This is a genomic window from Streptomyces sp. NBC_00012 (genome assembly GCF_045040875.1).
Lineage (GTDB): Bacteria > Actinomycetota > Actinomycetes > Streptomycetales > Streptomycetaceae > Streptomyces.
In genome coordinates, this window is the sequence record NZ_CP108309.1 from 1,284,041 (window position 1) to 1,303,381 (window position 19,341).

General features: G+C 70.5%; 16 protein-coding genes and 1 riboswitch. Of the genes, 2 read left to right on the forward strand and 14 right to left on the reverse strand.

The genetic code is table 11. From position 1 onward, the window contains the following. Positions 1-963, forward strand: a complete 963-nt coding sequence (locus tag OHA19_RS06075) for an STM4011 family radical SAM protein (RefSeq protein WP_405719076.1) — start codon at positions 1-3, stop codon at positions 961-963. Positions 964-1,039: 76 nt separating this feature from the next. Here OHA19_RS06075 and OHA19_RS06080 read toward each other — a convergent pair whose 3' ends face one another. The 3 genes from OHA19_RS06080 to OHA19_RS06090 all read right to left on the reverse strand — a co-directional run bounded on the left by OHA19_RS06080 (position 1,040) and on the right by OHA19_RS06090 (position 5,555). Further along, entirely contained in the window at positions 1,040-1,882 is an 843-nt protein-coding gene (locus tag OHA19_RS06080) for an SGNH/GDSL hydrolase family protein (RefSeq protein ID WP_405719074.1), read from the reverse strand. Positions 1,883-2,071: 189 nt separating this feature from the next. Next, positions 2,072-3,004 carry a peptidoglycan DD-metalloendopeptidase family protein gene (locus OHA19_RS06085; RefSeq protein ID WP_405749607.1) on the reverse strand — a complete coding sequence of 311 codons (933 nt, stop codon included), beginning with the start codon at positions 3,002-3,004 and terminating at the stop codon, positions 2,072-2,074. 5 nt (positions 3,005-3,009) lie between these two features. Beyond that, positions 3,010-3,187, reverse strand: a riboswitch (cyclic di-AMP (ydaO/yuaA leader). Between the two features lie 271 nt (positions 3,188-3,458). Further along, on the reverse strand, positions 3,459-5,555 hold the full coding sequence (locus OHA19_RS06090) for an alpha-galactosidase (protein WP_405749609.1): 2,097 nt from the start codon (positions 5,553-5,555) through the stop codon (positions 3,459-3,461). A 225-nt stretch (positions 5,556-5,780) separates the two neighbouring features. Here OHA19_RS06090 and OHA19_RS06095 point away from each other — a divergent pair, with 225 nt between their 5' ends. Further along, the gene (locus OHA19_RS06095) at positions 5,781-6,596 is read left to right on the forward strand and encodes a tyrosine-protein phosphatase (RefSeq protein WP_405719068.1); all 816 of its coding nucleotides are present in this window, start codon (positions 5,781-5,783) and stop codon (positions 6,594-6,596) included. Positions 6,597-6,612: 16 nt separating this feature from the next. Here the strand turns inward: OHA19_RS06095 and OHA19_RS06100 are convergent, their stop codons facing one another. The 11 genes from OHA19_RS06100 to hpnD all read right to left on the reverse strand — a co-directional run bounded on the left by OHA19_RS06100 (position 6,613) and on the right by hpnD (position 19,337). Further along, positions 6,613-6,780, reverse strand: coding sequence for a DUF6126 family protein (locus tag OHA19_RS06100; protein ID WP_176729046.1), 168 nt, complete (start codon positions 6,778-6,780; stop codon positions 6,613-6,615). A 33-nt stretch (positions 6,781-6,813) separates the two neighbouring features. Then, positions 6,814-7,422 carry a helix-turn-helix domain-containing protein gene (locus OHA19_RS06105; protein ID WP_405719065.1) on the reverse strand — a complete coding sequence of 203 codons (609 nt, stop codon included), beginning with the start codon at positions 7,420-7,422 and terminating at the stop codon, positions 6,814-6,816. A gap of 79 nt (positions 7,423-7,501) precedes the next feature. Next, positions 7,502-8,899: an aspartate aminotransferase family protein gene (locus tag OHA19_RS06110; RefSeq protein ID WP_405719062.1), complete on the reverse strand. Its 1,398-nt coding sequence runs from the start codon at positions 8,897-8,899 to the stop codon at positions 7,502-7,504. Further along, complete coding sequence (dxs, locus tag OHA19_RS06115; protein ID WP_405749611.1) at positions 8,896-10,797, reverse strand: 1-deoxy-D-xylulose-5-phosphate synthase; 1,902 nt, start codon at positions 10,795-10,797, stop codon at positions 8,896-8,898. Before dxs ends, OHA19_RS06110 begins: the two co-directional genes overlap by 4 nt. Positions 10,798-10,823: 26 nt before the next feature. Then, positions 10,824-11,990 carry a flavodoxin-dependent (E)-4-hydroxy-3-methylbut-2-enyl-diphosphate synthase gene (gene ispG / locus OHA19_RS06120; RefSeq protein ID WP_405719058.1) on the reverse strand — a complete coding sequence of 389 codons (1,167 nt, stop codon included), beginning with the start codon at positions 11,988-11,990 and terminating at the stop codon, positions 10,824-10,826. Positions 11,991-11,994: 4 nt separating this feature from the next. Next, positions 11,995-13,014: an adenosyl-hopene transferase HpnH gene (gene hpnH / locus OHA19_RS06125; protein ID WP_405719056.1), complete on the reverse strand. Its 1,020-nt coding sequence runs from the start codon at positions 13,012-13,014 to the stop codon at positions 11,995-11,997. A gap of 5 nt (positions 13,015-13,019) precedes the next feature. Then, entirely contained in the window at positions 13,020-13,679 is a 660-nt protein-coding gene (locus tag OHA19_RS06130) for a 1-hydroxy-2-methyl-2-butenyl 4-diphosphate reductase (protein WP_405719054.1), read from the reverse strand. After that, positions 13,679-15,679 (reverse strand): squalene--hopene cyclase, encoded by a 2,001-nt coding sequence (shc, locus tag OHA19_RS06135; RefSeq protein ID WP_405719051.1) that lies wholly within the window; start codon positions 15,677-15,679, stop codon positions 13,679-13,681. The genes OHA19_RS06130 and shc overlap by 1 nt, the downstream gene beginning before the upstream one ends. A 109-nt stretch (positions 15,680-15,788) precedes the next feature. Further along, entirely contained in the window at positions 15,789-16,892 is a 1,104-nt protein-coding gene (locus OHA19_RS06140; RefSeq protein ID WP_164495317.1) for a polyprenyl synthetase family protein, read from the reverse strand. Beyond that, positions 16,889-18,277: a hydroxysqualene dehydroxylase HpnE gene (gene hpnE / locus OHA19_RS06145; protein WP_405719048.1), complete on the reverse strand. Its 1,389-nt coding sequence runs from the start codon at positions 18,275-18,277 to the stop codon at positions 16,889-16,891. Before hpnE ends, OHA19_RS06140 begins: the two co-directional genes overlap by 4 nt. A gap of 118 nt (positions 18,278-18,395) precedes the next feature. Beyond that, positions 18,396-19,337: a presqualene diphosphate synthase HpnD gene (hpnD, locus tag OHA19_RS06150; RefSeq protein ID WP_405749613.1), complete on the reverse strand. Its 942-nt coding sequence runs from the start codon at positions 19,335-19,337 to the stop codon at positions 18,396-18,398. Between the last annotated feature and the right edge of the window lie 4 nt (positions 19,338-19,341).

Below are 19,341 nucleotides of genomic sequence, written 5' to 3' on the forward strand. Positions count from 1 at the left end.
ATGGACCTGACGATCCTCTACCGCGGGCCGCTCTCCTCGTGCGACTACGACTGTCCGTACTGCCCGTTCGCCAAGCGGCGCGACAGCCGGGAGCAGCTGCGCGCCGACCGGGCCGCGCTGGAGCGGTTCACGGCGTGGGCCGCGGCACAGACCGGTGACCGGATCTCGGTGCTGTTCACGCCGTGGGGCGAGGGCCTGGTCCGCTCCTGGTACCGCCGTGCCCTGGTCGAGCTGGCGCAGTTGCCGCACATCGGCCGGGTCGCCATCCAGACCAACATCAGCAGCCGTACGGGGTGGCTGGCCGAAGCCGGTGGGGCGGGCCGCGAGAAGATCGCGCTGTGGTGCACGTACCACCCGGGGCAGACGCCGTACGAGCGGTTCCTCGCCAAGTGCCGGGAGCTGACCGCGCTCGGCATCCGGCACAGTGTCGGAGTGGTCGGGCTCGACGGCCATCTCGACGAGGCGCGACGACTGCGCGCCGCGCTGCCGGACGAGGTCTATCTCTGGGTGAACGCGGCGGAGGGCCACACGTACACGGACGAGGAGGCGGACCGCTGGACGGCCATCGACCCGCTCTTCCCGTACAGCCGGCATCCGCACCGGTCGGCCGGGCTGCCCTGCCGGACCGGTGAGTCGGTCATCTCGGTGGACGGTGACGGCACGGTGCGGCGCTGCCATTTCGTACCGGCGGAGCTGGGCAATCTCTACGACGGGAGCTACCGGCGGGCGCTCGGTCCGCGAGCCTGTCCGCTGGCGGTCTGCGACTGCCACATCGGGTACGTGCACCTGGAGACGCTTCCGCTGTACGACGTCTTCGCGGGCGGAGTGCTGGAGCGGATCCCTGCGTCGCCGCTGCCGCTCCCGGCGTCGCCGCTGTCACTCCCGTTGTCACCCCTGCCGTTGCCCGCCTCGCCGCTGCCGTCCCCCGTGTCACCACTGCCCTCCCGCACCGGGCGGGCCTGAGTACCTGGCCCGCCCTGGTGCGGCAGTGGGTGTGCGGCCGGGGCACGCACCGATCGGCCGTCCGAGGGCTGCCCCCTCAGAGCGGCAGGAGGTCCGGGCGCTTCGCTTCGACGTGGTCGCCGGAGGACTCGCCGCGCAGCCGCCGGCCGATCCACGGCACCAGGTACTCGCGTGCCCAGTGGATGTCGTCGCGCCGCACTTCGAGGGTGCCGCGTTGTGCCTGCGGGGGCCATACCTGGTCGGGGTCGGCCGGCACGTCGATGCCGAGGACCTGGGCGGCGCGCAGCGCGACCCTGGTGTGTCCCTCGGGCGACAGGTGGAGCCGGTCGTCGTCCCAGGCCCGCCGGTCCTGGACGGACCGCAGCGACCACAGGTCCAGGACCGGGCAGTCGTAGCGGTCGGCGATGGCCCTCACATGGGCGGTGTAGGTGGCGATCTTCCCGCGCAGATGGCGCAGCACGGGAACGCCACGGGTGTCGAAGCCGGTGGTGACCATGACCGTGCCGACCGCTCGGGTCAGCTCGGCGACGGCACGCTCGAAGCGCTCGGCCACGTCGTCGGGGTCGGTGCCCGGCCGGATGATGTCGTTGCCGCCCGCGCAGAAGCTCACCAGGTCGGGTGCGAGCTCCTTGGCGCGCGGTACCTGCTCCTCGACGATCTGGTCGAGGAGGCGTCCGCGTACGGCGAGATTGGCGTACCTGAAATTCCCGTGTGCGGAACCTTCCGTGCCCGTCGCATCGGGGTCCGGGAGCTGGTCCGCGAGAAGTACCGCGAATCGGTCTGCCCAGCCGACGAAGGTCCCGTCCGGGCCGGGGTCGCCGACTCCCTCGGTGAAGCTGTCGCCAATCGCCGCGTACGACCCGATGACGCCCTGTCGGTTGTTGACGCCACGTTGATTTTTTCTCGAATCGTCTGCCACAAACGCTTATCCTGCACCGCCGAATGTGACCTACGCGACCGTAATAAGGGGTTGACGGGTGGTGAGATAGACCACCCGGTCAGTTTTTGGTAAAGGGGGAATAAGCAGAAGGGGCGGTGCGCCGCCGCGCACCGCCCCTTCCGTGTTGCTCAGGTCATGCCTGGTCGCTCAGTTGCCCGGCCGTCCGTCTCAGACGGAGATGCCGTGCGAGGCCAGGTAGGCGATCGGGTCGATGTCCGAGCCGTACGCCGGGCCCGTGCGGACCTCGAAGTGCAGGTGCGGGCCGGTGACGTTGCCGGTGGCGCCGGAGAGGCCGACCTGCTGGCCCGCGCTCACCGCCTGGCCGGCCGACACGGAGATGGAGGACAGGTGACCGTACTGCGAGTAGTGGCCGTCGGTGTGCTTGACGACGACCTGGTTGCCGTACGCGCCGCCCCAGCCGGCGGCGACGACGGTGCCGGAGGTGATGGACTTGACGCTGGTGCCGGTCGAGACGGGGAAGTCGATACCGGTGTGGCTGCCGCTGGACCAGTTGGAGCCGGAGGCGCGGTAGGCGGTGGTGTGGTTGCCGGGGACCGGGTGGACGTAACCGGAGCCGGTGCTCTGGGTGGCGGCCGGGGCGGAGGCCGGGGCCTTGGACTCCGTGGCGGCGGACGAGGACTTGGCCGGGGCGGACTTCTCGACGGCCACCGAAGGCGCCTTCGACGGGAGGGCCGAGCCGGTGCCGGCGCCGGTGGGCGCGGCGTTGCCCGCGGCCTTGCCGCCGAGGGTCAGCTTCATGCCCGGGAAGATCAGGCTGGGGTCCTCGCCGACGACCTCGCGGTTGTCCTGGTACAGCTGCTGCCAGCCGCCCTTGATCTGGTGCTCGGCGGCGATCTTCGACAGGTAGTCGCCGGAGACGACGGAGTACGTCGTGGTGGCGGCCTGCTTCTGCGCGACCGGGGCGGCGTGCGTGGCGGCGGCCGGCTGCGGCGCGGCGGCCGGGACGGCCTGCTCCGCGGCCTGGGCACCGGTGGCGCCGAGCAGCGGCAGTGCGACGACGGCGCCGCCGGCGCTGACCGCGGCGACGCCACGCGCGATGGTGCTGAGCTTGGGACGACGGTGCTTACCCGATATGGGCATGGCGTAATTCCTCTCCGGCGCCTGCGAGGTGAGCTGTCGGGTTCGGGCTGGAGATGCCCGGCCGCACTGAGTGCGTCTTAACCCCGAGCCGGCCGGATTTCTCCGATCGGCGGCTTACCTGGTTCCCCCGCTCCTGCCACACGATGAGTGGATGTGAATTCCGGGCGGCGGCAGGATTAGGCGGTCCGACCGGATTGACGGTGACCGTAAGCGAGTCGGGACGACGAGAACAAGCCACAGGTTCCACGCCGGAATCCGCGCCGGGAAATCGGCGCGGAATTCCGGTCACACTCCGTGGATTAAGGATCTTGAATTTCCGCACCGCGCACGGATTACCCGACTCGCCCTTCGCCACACACCGTCACGGATATGATCCCGCTCACGAGGCGACCGCCATGTCCCTTACGAACAGGCCATGTTCGGGCAAATGGCCGTATTACGGACATAAGGCGCATCATGCCCGTCGGAGCCTCAGCACCCGCGCGTCGAGATCGCCCCGGAGTCCGGAGTGCAGCCCCTGATGCAGCAGTACCGAACCGTGGTGCACCGCCCCCGTGTCCAGGCAGGTGTAGGTCGCCTCGGGGTCGAGCCCGCGCAGCCGCAGGACCGGTGGCCGCTCCCCGTACCGCTGCGCCTCCAGCCACATCAGGACCACGGCGTCGTCCCCGTGGACGTACTGGACCGCGCTCAGTCCGCCGCGCGGCTCACGCAGCCGGTACAGCGCGCCCTGCTGCACGACCGGGCGGATCTCCTTGTAGAGGTCCACCCAGGCCCGCGCCTCCGCCAGCTCCTGGTCGCTCCATTCGGCAAGGTCCCCGCCGACCCCGAGCACACCGGCCATCGCGCTCACGAAACGGAAGCGCAGCGAGCTGACCCTGCCGTTGAGCTGGTCGTTCGGGCTGTCGGTGACCCAGGCGGCCATCACCCGGGCCGGGTGGATGTGCCCGAATCCCTCCTGGATGGCGAGCCGGTCGAGCGGGTCGGTGTTGTCGGAGGTCCACACCTGGTCCGTACGGGACAGGATCCCCAGGTCGATCCGGCCGCCGCCGCCCGAGCAGGACTCGAACGCGACCGTGGGATGTGCGGCCCTGAGCCGGTCGATCAGCGCGTACAGGGCATCCACGTGGTCGATCCAGAGCTTCTGCGGGTACTCCTCGCCCGGCCAGCCCGCATCGGTGAAACAGCGGTTGAAATCCCATTTCACGTAGTCGACGGGCGTTTCGGAGAGCAGCGTATCCAGCTGCTCCCACAGATATGCCTGCACATCCGGACGGGCCAGATTGAGCACCAGCTGGTTGCGGTATTCCGTCCGCGCCCGCCCGGGGAAGTGCTGCACCCAGTCGGGATGTGCTCGATAGAGATCACTGTCAGCGTTGACCATTTCCGGCTCGACCCAGATACCGAACTGCATGCCGAACCCGTGCACTTCGTCGGCGAGTGGCTTCAGCCCGCCGGGGAAGCGGTCCGGATTCGGCGTCCAGTCGCCGAGCCCGGCCCGGTCGCTGGTCCGCTGCCCGAACCACGCGTCGTCCACGACGAACAGTTCGACGCCCATCGCGGCGGCCCGCTCGGCGAGGGCTCGCTGCTTGTCCAGCGAGATGTCGAAGCCCGTCGCCTCCCAGGAGTTGTAGAGCACCGGCCGCACGTCCTCCGCGCCCGGGATCACATGGGCCAGCTGCCAGGCGTGCCAGGCGCGGCTCGCCCCGCCGAACCCCTGCCCGCTCCACAGGCCGGCGAAGACGGGCGTGGTGTACGACTCCCCCGGCGCCAGCCGCAACAGTCCGGAGTCGTCGTAGCCGGCGCCGCCGGTGATCTGTACGAGCCCGTCGGGCAGCCGCTGCACGGAGATCCTCCACGACCCGGACCAGCCGAGCGCGCAGCCGTACACCTCGCCGTTCTCCTCGGTCGCGGCGCCGTCGGCGTCCAGCGCGACCCACGGCAGGAACTGATGGCCGGTGTGGCCCCGCCTGCTGGAGATGACGCTCTCGCCATGGAGCAGCTCCGCCCGCGCGAGCCGGGATTCCGCCGCCCAGCGCCCGTGCAGCCGGCTCAGCCGCCAGCCGTCGCGGGCGGGCAGCGACCAGGCGGCCGCGTCTGCGCGCAGCAGTTCCAGCGGCGGGCCATCCGGTCCGGCGTGGGCGACGGTGGCCCAGCGCTCCACGACGTCGGAGTCGTCCCGCATCCGGTAGTGCAGGGTCAGGGCGAGCCGGTGCACGGAGTCGGTGAAGCCGATCCGCAGCTCGTCCCCGTCCACCTCGGCGGTATCGAAGGTCCACTCGGTGCCCCGGACCTGCGGGGTGCGTACCGAGAGGGCCGGGCGGACGAACCTGGGCCCGCCCTCCACCGGATACTCCTCCCGGCCGTCGAGGTGGGACTCGAAGGCCCTGAAGGGCAGCTCCGGTGCGGCGGCCAGCGCCTCGGCCGCCGCGAGGCCGATTCTCGGCCCCCAGTGCAGATGGACCAGCTCGTCCTGCTCGGTCAGCCGCAGTGCGTAGCTGCTGCTCGCCCCGGTGAGCAGCCAGGTCCGGCCGGTATTGCCCGTCTCGATCATCGCATCCCCACATTCGAACAGTTCCGCACATCATCGACCATCGGCGGGGCGTGGGCAACGGCCTGGCGAGGAATTGGCCGGACGGATTCGCCGCGGGAGAACCGGAGTTCACCCGGGTATCGACAGGGAATGGCCGAGATGATTGCCTGAGGAATCGATGTCGTATCGTCGCGGGAGTGGCCTTGCCTGCGACTCGCGCCGGCACCAGACACTCCAGGAGTCACCGTGACGCAGCAGTCGCCGCAGATCCCGTCGACGGAACCCGAGCTGGCGGGTGTCCGCAACTTCCGCGATGTGGGCGGGCTGCCCACCGTGGACGGGCGACGGGTGCGGCACGGGGGGCTCTTCCGCAGCGGTCACCTCGCGCACGCCACCGCCGAGGACGCCTCGTTCCTGGGCGGCCTCGGTCTGCACACGGTCTTCGACTTCCGCAACGCGGCCGACCGCCGGCTCGACGGGCTGGACGTGGAGCTGCCCGGCGTACGGAGTGTGAACATCCCGCTCTCCGACCCGGCGGACGGCTCGGAGTTCTGGCACATGGTCCGCAACGGCGACGTCGAGCAGCTGCGCTCGATCCTGGGCGACGGCAAGGGGACGAACCGGATGCTCGCCTCGTACCGCTCGATCATCAAGGACCGTACCGCCGAGCACAGCCGGGTGCTGCACGCCCTGGCCGAGGACAGCGTTCCCGCCCTGATGCACTGCGCGGCGGGCAAGGACCGGGCCGGGTTGTCGATCGCGGTGTCACTGCTCGCCGTCGGCGTCGAGCGCGAGGCCATCGAGGCCGACTACCTGAAGTCGAACGACGCCCACCGCCGCTACAAGGTGAAGCGCGGCGACACCTCGGCGGACGGCATGTCGGCCGAGGTGATGGAACTGCTGAACCCGCTCTTCGGCGCCCATGCCGATTACCTCGCGGCAGCGTTCGCCACCATGGAGGAGACCTGGGGCAGCACGGACCGCTACTTCTCCGAGGGCCTGAAGCTCGCTCCCGAAACCCGGGACCGGCTGCGCGTCCGCCTCCTCGACGAGGCGCGGTAGGTGCGGACGGGCCTGGTCAGCCCTTGCCGGCCACCGCGAAGAGCAGGTAGAGGAAGGCCGCGAAGATGTGTCCGGCGATGAGGTAGGCGAACAGCCGGATCACCACGCCGCGCGGAAACTTCCGCTCCTGGGCCTCGTAGTTCTTCCTGGACCCCAGCGGGTCGAAGTTCTCTGAATCTGACATGACGGTCCTCTCTGGCGACCGGAGGAGCCGGTCTCAGCGACGGTGGATACCGCTGCCGAGGCACAGCTCGGCGGCGGGGCTCTGCAGCAGGGTGTGGACGAAGAGCAGCTCGGCACCGTCGCGGTCGACGGCCGTGATCCGGTGCGGGGTGAGCGAGTCGAAGTGCGCGCTGTCCCCGGGGGCCAGGTCGTGCACGGTCTCCCCGAGCCAGACCCGGAGGTGTCCGGTGAGCACGCACAGCCATTCCTCGCCGGGATGGACGCGCACGAGATCGCTCTGCGCGGCCTGCGGAACCCGGACTCGGAGCGCCTGCATCGCCCTGCCGGAACCGCCGGCCTGCCGGTACATCCAGCCGTCCGCCTCGGCCCCCTCGAACTTCCCGCCGCGGATGATCGCGTCACGTTCCGGGGGCTTCTCTCCGAGCAGTTCGGAGACCGTCGTACCGTAGATCCTGGCAAGACCGAGCAGCATCGGCAGCGAGGGCTGGCGACGGCCCGTCTCGAGCCGGGAGAGATGGGCGGGCGAGAGCCCGGCCCGCTGAGCGGCGGTCTCCAGGGTGAGACCACGGCTCCGGCGCAGATCGCGCAGGCGTGGTGCGACTCCGGGCAGCTCGTCGGCCGCCCCTCCGTCTGGAGGATTCATGTACCCATTGGGCCAGGATCCTGCCTGAGAGGCAAATTTCTTACCTCTCAGGCAAAAACGTCCGAGATCACCAGACGGTTCAGCGGTTGGCCACCGCCTGCTTGACCAGTGTCCTGCCGAAGTCCCACATCAGCCCACCGCCGCTGTGTGCGTCGTCCATCACAGCGGTGAACGCCATGACGAACCGGTCGACGTCCGCCTCGTCGATCACCAGCGGCGGAATCAGCTTGATCACTTCCAGGTGGTCGCCCGAGACCTGGGTGAGGATGCGGTGCTTCTGGAGCAGCGGCACCACCACCATCTGCGCGAAGAGTCCCTTGCGGGCCGCCTGCAGCATGGTCCAGCGGCTGCGCAGCTTGAGGGACGACGGCCGGCCGAACTCGATGCCGATCATCAGCCCGCGCCCGCGCACCTCGTGCAGCAGCTCGTAGCGGTCCACCAGCGCGGTCAGCCGGTCGCGCAGCAGATCACCGGTGCGGCGCGCATGGGCGACGGTCTCCTCGTCCTCCATCACCGCGAGGACCGCGAGCCCGGCCGCCATCGCCTGGGCGTTGGAGCCGAAGCTCGCGGAGTGGACCAGGACCCGGTCCATCGACGAGTAGACGCGGCGGAAGATCCAGTCCTTGCCCAGGGTCGCCCCGACCGGCACATAGCCGCCGGAGAGGGCCTTGGCGACACAGACCAGATCGGGCTCGACGCCCTCCTCGTGCTGGTACGCGTAGAAGTCGCCGGTCCGGCCGAGGCCGGTCTGCACCTCGTCGGCGATGAGCAGGGCCTTGTGCTTGTGCAGCAGCTCCTGCGCCTCCCGCAGGAAGCCGGGCGGCGCGGCGTGGACGCCCTTGCCCTGGATCGGCTCGACGACCAGTGCCGCCACGTCGCCGCGCTTCAGCTCGCGCCGCAGGGCGTCGAGGTCGCCGAGCGGGATGGCGGTGTCCGGCAGCAGGGGTGCGAAGCCGTCCCGGAAGCCGTCCTCCCCGTTGACCGAGAGGGAGCCGGTCGTCAGACCGTGGAAGGCGTGGGTGCAGTAGAGGATCCTCGGCCTGCCCGTGGCGTAGCGGGCGAACTTCAGGGCCGTCTCGACCGCTTCCGTGCCGCTGTTGCCGAAGAAGACCCGGTCCAGGTGCGGGCTGTGCGCGAGCAGCTTCTCGGCCAGCAGTCCGGGCAGCGGCTGGCAGTCGAAGCGGGTGAGGTCGGCGAGCGAGGCGTCCAGGACGTCGTGCAGGGCCTTGCGTACGACGGGGTGGTGCCGGCCCAGGCCCATCACGCCGAATCCGGCGAGCATGTCGAGGTGGTCGTTGCCGTCCGCGTCCCAGAAGTGTGCGCCCTCGGCCCGTTCGTAGACCTTGTCGAAGCCGATGGTGTGGAGCATCCGGGGCAACTGGTGATTGAGGTACTTGGTGTGCAGCTCATAGCGCTCGGCGCCGCGCTCCGCGAGGAGCCTCGCCAGGTCGAAGCCCTTGGGCCCGTCGTCCTTCATGCCCCGCTCTCCTCGGTCCTCGTCGCCGCCTGCCCGGCGGCCAGTACGGCACTGATCCGGCCGGCGATCTCGACCGGGGTGAGCCCGATGTCGGCCAGCACCTCGGCACGCTTGCCGTGCGCGAGGAACTGCTCGGGGATGCCGAACGTGCGCAGCGGTACGTCGACCCCGGCGTCCCGCAGCGCCTGCCCCACCGCGGAGCCGACGCCTCCGGCCCGGCTGTTGTCCTCGACGACGGCGACCAGACGGTGCCGGGCGGCGAGCGGGGGCAGTTCCCCGTCGACCGGTTTGACCCAGCGCGGGTCGACAACGGTGCAGCAGACACCGGCCCCGGCCAGCAGATCGGCGGCCTTCAGACAGACCGGGGCGAGTACGCCGACGGCCACGAGCAGCACATCGGGGTCGTCCGCCTGGTGCAGCACGTCCATACCGCCGATCCGGCCGACCGCCGGGACCGGCTCCCCCACGGGCTCCATGGGGAACCGGATCACGGTGGGCGCGTCGTCCACGTCGACGGCCTCACGGAGCTGGGCCCGGAGCTGGCCGGCGTCGCGCGGGGCGGCGATCCGCAGCCCGGGGACGACCTGGAGCACGGACATGTCCCACATGCCGTTGTGCGAGGGTCCGTCGGGTCCGGTGACCCCGGCCCGGTCGAGGACGAAGGTCACCCCGCACCGGTGCAGCGCGACGTCCATCAACAGCTGGTCGAAGGCCCGGTTGAGGAAGGTGGCGTAGACGGCGACGACCGGGTGCAGGCCACCGATGGCCAGTCCGGCCGCGGACACCACGGCATGCTGCTCCGCGATGCCGACGTCCCAGACCCGGTCGGGAAAGGCCTCGGCGAACTTCGTCAGCCCGACGGGGTGCAACATGGCCGCCGTGATCGCCACGACGTCCGGCCGCTCCGCGCCGATCGCGGCGATCTCGTCCCCGAACACCGAGGTCCAGGAGGGCCCGCCGGCCGGGGCGAGCGGTGCGCAGGTCAGCGGGTCCATCGCGCCGACGGTGTGGAAGCGGTCGGCCTCGTCCCGGAGCGCGGGCGGGTAGCCGCGGCCCTTCTCGGTGAGGCAGTGCACCAGCACCGGACCGTGGAAGCGCTTCGCCCGGTGCAGGGCGGATTCGACGGCCGCGATGTCATGGCCGTCGACCGGCCCGACGTACTTGAGCCCGAGGTCCTCGAACATGCCCTGCGGGGCGAAGGCGTCCTTGAATCCCTTCTTCGCGCCGTGCAACGACTCGTACAGCTGCTGTCCGATGACGGGGGTCTGCTGGAGCACTTCCTTGCCCCAGGAGAGGAAGCGCTCGTAGCCGTCGGTGGTGCGGAGGGTGGTGAGATGGCCGGCGAGACCGCCTATCGTGGGGCCGTAGGAGCGCTCGTTGTCATTCACCACGATGATGAGCGGGCGGTCCCTGGCGGCGGCGATGTTGTTGAGCGCCTCCCAGGCCATCCCGCCGGTGAGGGCCCCGTCGCCGGTGACGGCCACGACGTGGTCGCTCCGTCCCAGGACCTGATGGGCCTTGGCGATGCCGTCGGCCCAGCCGAGCACGGTCGAGGCGTGCGAGTTCTCGATGACGTCGTGCGCGGACTCCTCGCGGGACGGGTACCCGGACAGGCCCCCTTTGCCGCGCAGTTTGGAGAAGTCCTGCCGTCCGGTGAGCAGTTTGTGCACATAGCTCTGGTGCCCGGTGTCCCAGAGGATGCGGTCGACGGGCGAGTCGAAGGCCCGGTGCAGGGCGATGGTGAGCTCCACCACCCCGAGGTTGGGCCCCAGGTGACCGCCGGTCCGGGCCACCGCCTGGATGAGGAACTGCCTGGTGTCCTGGGCGAGTTCGTCCAGTTGTGCTTCGTTCAGCGCCTTGAGATCGTGCGGCCCCCGGATGCTCTCCAGAATCGTCACGCTCGGGCCCCCTCTCTGGTTCTGTTTCAGCTCACGGTGACGGCGGGAGCCCCCGACGGCGTCCCGGCCCCGTCCATGCCCTCGGCGATCTTCAGGGCCTCTTCGATGAGCGTCTCGACGATCTTCGACTCGGGCACCGTCTTGATGACCTCGCCCTTCACGAAGATCTGCCCCTTGCCGTTGCCCGACGCCACACCCAGGTCCGCCTCACGGGCCTCACCCGGACCGTTGACGACACAGCCCATCACGGCCACCCGCAACGGCACCTCCATGCCCTCCAGACCGGCACTGACCTCGTCCGCGAGCTTGTACACATCCACCTGCGCCCGCCCGCACGACGGACACGACACGATCTCCAGCCGCCGCTGCTTCAGATTCAGCGACTCCAGGATCTGCAGACCGACCTTGACCTCCTCGGCCGGCGGCGCCGACAACGACACCCGGATCGTGTCCCCGATCCCCTCCGACAGCAACGCACCGAACGCCACCGCCGACTTGATCGTCCCCTGGAACGCCGGACCCGCCTCCGTCACACCCAGATGCAACGGATAGTCACAACGAGCCGCCAGCTGACGGTACGCATTCACCATCACCACCGGATCGTTGTGCTTCACCGAGATCTTGATGTCCCGGAAACCGTGCTCCTCGAAGAGCGACGCCTCCCACAACGCCGACTCCACCAACGCCTCAGGAGTCGCCTTCCCGTACTTCGCCAGCAACCGCGCATCCAGCGAACCCGCGTTCACGCCGATCCGGATCGGCGTCCCCGCATCACCCGCCGCCCGCGCGATCTCCTTCACCTTGTCGTCGAACTGCTTGATGTTCCCCGGATTCACCCGCACCGCCGCACAGCCCGCATCGATCGCGGCGAACACATACTTCGGCTGGAAATGAATATCCGCGATCACCGGGATCTGCGACTTCTTCGCGATCACCGCCAACGCGTCCGCGTCGTCCTGCGTCGGACACGCCACCCGCACGATCTGACAGCCCGACGCCGTCAGCTCCGCGATCTGCTGCAACGTCGCACCGATGTCCGACGTACGCGTCGTCGTCATCGACTGCACCGACACCGGCGCATCCCCGCCCACCGCAACCGACCCGACCTGGATGCGCCGCGAGGGGCGGCGCATCGCGAGCGGCCGGGCCGGCAGCCCGGGGAGACCCAGTACGACCGGTTCTCCAGCGGTCATGACGTCACCGGTTCCCGGAGACGGTCTCGCGCGCGGCGCGCAGGGATTCCTTCAGCGATCCCATGGTGGCGAGCACGGCGGTGGGTTCGTAGCCGCAGTGCGCCATGCAGTTGGCGCAGCGCGGGTCCTTGCCCCGGCCGTACTTGTCCCAGTCGGTCTCCTCGATGAGCTGACGGTACGTCGGTACGTAGCCGTCGCTCATCAGGTAGCAGGGCCGCTGCCAGCCGAACAGCGAGTAGTTCGGGATGGCCCACGCCGTGCACGGGAAGTCCGCCTTGCCCTCCAGGAAGTCCAGGAAGAGCGGCGAGTGGTTCAGCCGCCAGCGGGCACGGTTGCCGCCCGCGAAGGTCTTCTTGAACAGTTCACGGGTCTGCTCGACGCCCAGGAAGTGCTCCTGATCGGGTGCCTTCTCGTAGGCGTACGCGGGCGAGATCATCATCTCGTCGACCTTCAGGTCGTCATTGAGGTAATTGAGGACCTCGATGATGGTCTGCGGGGTGTCGGTGTTGAAGAAGGTGGAGTTCGTGGTGACCCGGAAGCCGCGCCGCTTGGCCTCCTTGATCGCCGCCACGGCCTCGTCGAAAACGCCTTCCTTGGCGACCGATTCGTCGTGCCGCTCCCGCAGCCCGTCGATGTGCACGGCGAAGGCGAAGAACGGCGAGGGGGTGAATTTCTCGATCTTCTTCCGCAGCAGCATCGCATTGGTGCACAGGAAGACGTACTTCCTCCGGGCCACCAGCTGCCGGACGATTTCATCGATCTGCGGGTGCATCAATGGTTCGCCGCCCGCGATGGAAACCATCGGGGCACCCGATTCGAGGACGGCGCCCACGGCCTGGGCCACCGGCATGCGCTGCTTGAGCACGCCGGCCGGATGCTGGATCTTCCCGCAGCCCTCGCACGCGAGATTGCAGGCGTACAAGGGCTCCAGTTCCACGATGAGCGGGAATTTCTCCCGCCTGCGGAGCTTCTGTTCGATGAGGTACGTCGCAACCTTGATGGACTGGCGGAGCGGCATGGCCATCTGGCTCACCTCCTGGGGAGCAGCGAAGATCGGTGCCATTCATAGAAAGCCGGCAGGACGGCACGGAGAACTCGGAAAGCTGATATTCCACCGCGTATCGTGCCGATGCGGACGAGCTCATGCTCCGGAGCATCCACGACCACCCGTACGGCGGCAACCGGGCGCGGCCCGGACCGCAGAGCGGTGCGCAGAGTGGCGGCGGACTCCATGTCCACCGCGATGGCTCCGGTGGCCCGCAGTCCGGCCCGCTCATGCCCTCGTACGACATGGGCGGAGCCGGTCAGCGGACCGGTGTGGACGGCGCGGCCGGGCACCGCCCTGCCCAGGGCCTCGGCGAGCAGGCCCGGACCGGTGCAGACCGTGGAGTCCCCGGCTTCCCGGGTCTCGTCGGCGACCACCAGGTCCCCGGGGTGCATGCCGGGCAGCAGCCCGGCGCAGAACCCGGAGGCGAGGACCGCCGTGCCGGGCACCCGGTCCTTGCCGAGCTCCCGCGTGACGGCCTCCTCGGCGGCCCTGGGGCCCATGCCCGTACGGAGTACGGTCACCGGGCCGGGAGCGGTGCCGGCCCTGCCCCGGCCGCTGCGCAGGGCGAACTGCTCGATGCCGAGCGCGCAGGCGATCAGCAGCGGCGCGGTGGGGCCGGCCGTCCCCGGGCCGTCGGCCATCAGGCCTCCTTGCGGGTGGCCGTACGGTCGGCGAACGGCTCGCCGTGCACGTACCGCCCGAGCGCGGTGAGCGGGAACACCTGGCGGTAGAGGTGGTAGTTGATGGAGAAGTCCCAGGGGAATCCGGTGCCGGTGAAGTACGGCTCGTCCCAGGAGCCGTCGGCCTGCTGCGTCCCGGTGAGCCAGGACACGCCCCGCTGCACGGCCCTGCTGTCCCGGCGTCCGGTGGCGAGCAGGGCGAGCAGGGCCCAGGCGGTCTGGGAGGCGGTCGAGGCGCCGTGCCCGATCCACTTCTCCTCCCGGTAGGAGCGCAGGTCCTCGCCCCAGCCGCCGTCGTCGTTCTGCACGGACTCCAGCCAGCCGACCGCCCGGCGGATCGCCGGGTGTGTCACGGGCAGTCCGGCGGCCACCAGCGCGGGCACCACCGACCCTGTGCCGTATACGTAGTTGACGCCCCAGCGGCCGAACCAGGCACCGCTCGCCTCCTGTTCGGCGAGCAGCCACTCGATGCCGCGCCGGGTGACCCGGTGGCCGGACCGCCCCTCGACGGCGAGCATCTCCACCACGTGCCCGGTGACGTCGGCGGACGGCGGGTCGATGACCTCGCCGAAGTCGCAGAAGGGCAGCCGGTTCGGGAAGGCGCTGGTGTTGTCCGCGTCGAAGGCGCCCCAGGCCCCGTTGCGGGACTGCATGCCGATGTTCCAGCGGACCCCGCGCTTGATGGCGGCCTCGATGCGGGCCCGGTCGGGGTGGCGGACCCGGCGCAGTGCGAGGACCACCTCTGCGGTGTCGTCGATGTCCGGGTAGTTGTCGTTGTGGAACTCGAAGGCCCAGCCGCCCGGGTTGAGCCGGGGACGGCGTACGGACCAGTCGCCGGGCCGGGCGATCTCCTCGCCGAGCATCCAGTCCGCGGCCTTCACGAGCGCCGGGTGGTCGGGGCTGACCCCGGCGTCGGCGAGCGCGATGGTGGCGAGGCAGGTGTCCCAGACCGGGGACTGGCAGGCCTCGATCATGCGGGCGCCGTCCTCGCGCCACACGGCGAACCGGTCGAGCGATTCGAGCCCGGCCCGCATCACCGGGTGGTCCAGGTCGTAGCCGAGCAGGTGCAGGGCGATGACGGAGTACACGGCGGGTGGCTGGATGCCGCCCCAGCAGCCGTCGTTCTCCTGGCGTTCGATGATCCAGCGGGCCGCGGCGTTCATCGCGGTCCGGCGCAGCCTGCGCGGTGCGATCCGGTGATAGACGTGCAGCGCCTTGTCCAGGCGCTGGAAGACGCCGTCCCAGCTGGCGGCCGGTGCGGGGCGCCTGGGCGGGTTCGGGTTGCCGGGATCGGTGTGCAGTTCGTCGAGCGGGAACGGGGCCGGGCGTACCGGCCGCTTCGCCGAGACGATGGTCAGCGGCACGATGGTCTGGCGGGCCCAGCAGCCGAAGTCGTAGATGTTGAGCGGGGCCCATTTGGGAAAGAACATCAGCTCGGGCGGGAGTTCCGGCAGGTCGTCCCATTTCCACCAGCCGAACAGGGCGAGCCAGATCCGGGTGAAGACCCGGGCGGCCGCGATGCCGCCCTGTTCCCGGATCCATCCGGCGGCGCGGGCCATGTGCGGTTCGTCCGGCCGGTCCCCGGCCAGCCGCAGGGCCACGTACGCCTCGATGGTGGTGGAGAGTTCGCCGGGGCCCCCGTGGAAGGTCGCCCAGGTGCCGTCACCCAGCTGTTCGCCGCGGATGAAGCGGCCGGCCGCCCGGACGGTGTCCGGGTCCTGGATGCCGAGGAATTGACGGAGCAGCAGGTCCTCGGCGTCCATCGTGACGTTGGTGGCGAGGTCGCCCTTCCACCAGCCCTGCTCGTCCTGCCTGCCGAGGAGGTGCTCCACCGAGCGTTCCGCGGCCCGCCGCGCGGCGTCGAACACCTCGTCCGCGGCAATGGTTGTGTCGGTCGGTTTACTGGCCGAGGCTGCGCGGGGGTTCACGGCCCCGGTGCTTCCGTCGGTCGTCGCTGTCATGGCTTCCCCTTCGTGCAGTCAGGTCCTCTGCTGTGCTGGGGTCTCCGTCGGCCGGCGCCCCGGCAAGGGCGCCGGCCGGCGACTGCGAGTCATATGGAGCAGATAGTCATCATCTCTTTCGTACGACGACGAAGTCCGCGAGCGCTGTGAGCTGCGCCCGCACGGTCTGCGGCATGTCGATGCGGTGCAGCGCCTCGATGGCGACCGCATGCTGTCGACGGGCCTCCTGGGCGGTCCACTCGCGGCCGCCCGCCTCCTCGATGAGTGCCGCACGGGCGGCGAACTCCTCTTCGGAGAAGCTGTCGAAATCGCTGCTCTTGGCATCGGCGGCGAGCAGTTCGCCCAGGCGCTCCGATGCCGGGCCGCCCGCGGCGAGCGCGGCAACGACCGGGAGGGACTTCTTGCGCTGGCGCAGGTCGCTCCAGGTCTGCTTGCCGGTGGACTCGGGGTCGCCCCAGATGCCGAGCAGGTCGTCGACGGCCTGGAAGGCGAGGCCGAGGTGGTATCCGTACGCCTCCAGCGTGTCGGCGGTCCGGTCGTCGGCGCCGCCGAGCACCGCGCCGATGGAGCAGGCGCAGGCGAGCAGGGCTCCGGTCTTGTTGCCCTCCATCTCCAGGCACTCCTCGACGGTGACCCGCTCGCGGTGCTCGTAGGAGATGTCCTGGGCCTGCCCGTCGATGAGCTTGCGGCTGGCCGCGGTCAGCCGACGGGTCGCGCGGCCCGCCTCGACGGTGCCGAGCTCCAGCAGGACCTCGTTGGCGAGGGCGAAGAGCGCGTCGCCGACCAGGATCGCCTGGGCGGGGCCGTGCACCTTCCAGACCGTGTCGCGGTGGCGGCGCTGTTCGTCGCCGTCCATCAGGTCGTCGTGCAGCAGCGAGAAGTTGTGCACGAGTTCGACGGCCACGGCGCCGGGGACGCCGGCCTCGGCGGCGGCGCCGGCGGCCTCCGCGGACAGCAGGGCGAGGGCCGGGCGGACGGCCTTGCCCCCGTCGCCGTCGGCGGGCTGTCCCTGGGCGTCGATCCAGCCGAAGTGGTAGGCGGCGACGGTGTCCATGGGCGGTGCGAGCCGGTCAACGGCGGCCCGGAGCACCGGCGTGGAAAGGGCCCGTCCGCGCTCCAGAAGCGCGGTGACGTCCGTGGTGTCGGCCACGGTGTCGAAAGCCGGATTCGCCGGGGTCACTGACTCTCCTCTTGTTCCGGTGGTACTGCTCATGCCGCCTCCTGCAGCGGATGTACATGGGGCCGGCCGAGCGCCTGGAGGGCGGCTTCGGCCGCGCTGAACCCGCTGCGGACGGCGCCCTCCATCGTCGCGGGCCAGCCGGTGGCCGTCCATGCCCCGGCCAGGCAGAGGCCGGGCGCACGGGTGCGGGCACCGGGCCGCAGCCGGCCGACGCCGGGGGCGGGGGCGAAGGTCGCCGTGCGCTCCCGGGTGACGAAGAAGTCCCTGATCCCGGCCCCGCGTGCGGCCGGCAGGAGCCGCTCCAGCTCGGGCAGGTAGCGGGTGCGCAGTTCGGCGACGGGGAGGTCGATCTCCTCGTCGGCGGCGGACTGGGACACGGCGAGGTACTGTCCGGGGCCGGTGAGTCCCGAGGCGTCGGTGCGGTCGAAGACCCACTGGACCGGGGAACCGAGCGCGGCGAAGAACGGGCGGCGCAGCACCTTGCGGTCGTAGACGACGTGCACGTTGAGGATCGGCGAGGTGCCGATGTCGAGCAGCCGCTCCGGTTCGTCGAGTGCGCCTTCGGGCAGCAGGTCGTGGGCCTCACGCTGCGGGACGGCGAGGACGACGGTGTCCGCCTCGATCCGTTCGCCGCCGGTGTCCACGATCCAGCAGCCATCCTCCGTACGGGTGATGGCGGCTGCCTTCGTACGGAGTTCGGTGCGGACCGAGGCCGAATCGAGGGCCTTGCGGGCCAGCGTGTCGTGCACCTCGCCGAGGGGCACGCTCGCCCAGCCGATGTCGGCGGCACCGGGCTCGGAGAGGAGTCCGGTCTTGAAGACCTTCGCGGCCAGGGCCAGCGAGGAGTTCGGCGCGGTGGCGTTGAGCGTGGCCACGCCGACCAGGTCCCAGAGGGCCTCGATGGTGCGCTGCGACTGACCGTGCCGGGCGAGCCAGCTGCCGAAGTCGACGGCGTCGAGCGCGGGGTCGTCGGGGTCCAGGCGGCCGAGCGCGAGTGCGGCGCGGCCGACGCTCGCGCGCTCGGCGAGCGAGAGGTGCGGATAGCCGGCCAGTCCGGCGGCCAGGTGGAAGGGCACCGGCAGCGCGTTGCGGCGCAGCCGTCCCAGCCGGGGTCCCGAGGGGCGCCCGACGTCGAGAACGGGCACGTCCAAACGGTTTTGCAGGGGTGCCAGACGCGTCCCGTCGACGCGGTCGAGGAACCAGCGGTAGGCGGTGCAGCAGCGCAGATAGACGTGCTGTCCGTTGTCGACCGTCAGCTCGCCGCGCCGGAAGGAGAAGGCGAGGCCGCCGAGCCGGGGCCGGCCTTCGAGCAGGGTCACGTCAAGCCCGGCATCGGCGAGACGTAGTGCGGAGGTGACTCCGGCGAGGCCGCCACCGATCACGACCGCGCGGGAGGAGCGCGGGGCGTCGTCCGTCATGCGTCCTCCTTTCGCCAGGTCACTTCAGTCAGGGACGCATCAGCACGGAGGAGGGTTGACCGCCGGGCGGACCGGGCCTCCGTGTTGCACATGGTGCGCGAGATGTCCGCGCGGCGCATCAGACACGCCCCCTGGTCGTGCGCCGGGAGATGTACCGGGCGTCGAGCCCCGACAGACCACGCACCGCGACGTACGCCTTCTCGTGGCCCGGCAGCGATACCCGGCCGCGCAGCACCGCCTCGGGGTCGCGCTCGATCCGGTCGAGGAGTCGCCGGTAGATGCCCGCCATGGCCGCGACACACGCGCCACTGCGCCGGTCCAGCATGGGCAGCAGCCGGTAGCCCTCGGCGAACAGGGTGCGGGCGCGCCGCACCTCGAAGTGGACGAGGCCCGCGAAGTCGGCGCCGGGCGGCGGGGTGGCCCGGTGGAATCCGGCCGAGCAGCCGAACTTGGCGAGGTCGTCGGCGGGCAGATACGTACGTCCGTTGCCCGCGTCCTCGCGGACGTCGCGCAGGATGTTGGTCAGCTGGAGCGCGAGGCCGAGCGTGTCGGCGTACTCCGCGGCCCGGTCCGCGCCCGGGGCGCCCGGCTCGGTACCGAAGACGCCCAGGCTGAGGCGGCCGATGGCACCCGCGACACAGCGGCAGTAGACCTTGAGGTCGTCCCAGGTCTCGTACGTCGCGCCGCGCACATCCATCAGCACGCCGTCGATGAGCTCGTCGAGCCCGCCGAGCGGGAGCGGGAACCTGCGTGCGGCGTCGGCGAGCGCGACGGCCACCGGGTCGGTGTCGTCCTCGTCGACCGCTCCGTCCCGGATCCGGTCCAGGATGTCGCGGGTGCTCTCCAGGCGGGCCCGCTTGGTGTCCGCGTCCAGCTCACCGTCGCCGATGTCGTCGACCCGACGGGAGAAGGCGTACAGCGCCGACATGGCCTGTCGCTTCTCGGCGGGCAGCAGCCTGATGCCGTACGCGAAGTTACGCGCCTGCTGTCCGGTGACCGCCTCGCAGTAACTGTATGCGGCCTGTACCGGTGCCGACATGTACGTCGTCTGTCCCTCCATGGTC

Coding starts and splice junctions, on each gene's coding strand:
- OHA19_RS06100 (WP_176729046.1), bottom strand. CDS start 6,780: ATGTCAGATTCAGAGAACTTCGACCCGCTGGGGTCCAGGAAGAACTAC.
- ispG (WP_405719058.1), bottom strand. CDS start 11,990: ATGACCGCTGGAGAACCGGTCGTACTGGGTCTCCCCGGGCTGCCGGCC.
- shc (WP_405719051.1), bottom strand. CDS start 15,679: ATGACAGCGACGACCGACGGAAGCACCGGGGCCGTGAACCCCCGCGCA.
- OHA19_RS06110 (WP_405719062.1), bottom strand. CDS start 8,899: ATGAAGGACGACGGGCCCAAGGGCTTCGACCTGGCGAGGCTCCTCGCG.
- OHA19_RS06085 (WP_405749607.1), bottom strand. CDS start 3,004: ATGCCCATATCGGGTAAGCACCGTCGTCCCAAGCTCAGCACCATCGCG.
- OHA19_RS06140 (WP_164495317.1), bottom strand. CDS start 16,892: ATGAGCAGTACCACCGGAACAAGAGGAGAGTCAGTGACCCCGGCGAAT.
- hpnH (WP_405719056.1), bottom strand. CDS start 13,014: ATGGCCATGCCGCTCCGCCAGTCCATCAAGGTTGCGACGTACCTCATC.
- OHA19_RS06105 (WP_405719065.1), bottom strand. CDS start 7,422: ATGAATCCTCCAGACGGAGGGGCGGCCGACGAGCTGCCCGGAGTCGCA.
- hpnE (WP_405719048.1), bottom strand. CDS start 18,277: ATGACGGACGACGCCCCGCGCTCCTCCCGCGCGGTCGTGATCGGTGGC.
- OHA19_RS06090 (WP_405749609.1), bottom strand. CDS start 5,555: ATGATCGAGACGGGCAATACCGGCCGGACCTGGCTGCTCACCGGGGCG.
- OHA19_RS06130 (WP_405719054.1), bottom strand. CDS start 13,679: ATGGCCGACGGCCCGGGGACGGCCGGCCCCACCGCGCCGCTGCTGATC.
- OHA19_RS06075 (WP_405719076.1), top strand. CDS start 1: ATGGACCTGACGATCCTCTACCGCGGGCCGCTCTCCTCGTGCGACTAC.
- hpnD (WP_405749613.1), bottom strand. CDS start 19,337: ATGGAGGGACAGACGACGTACATGTCGGCACCGGTACAGGCCGCATAC.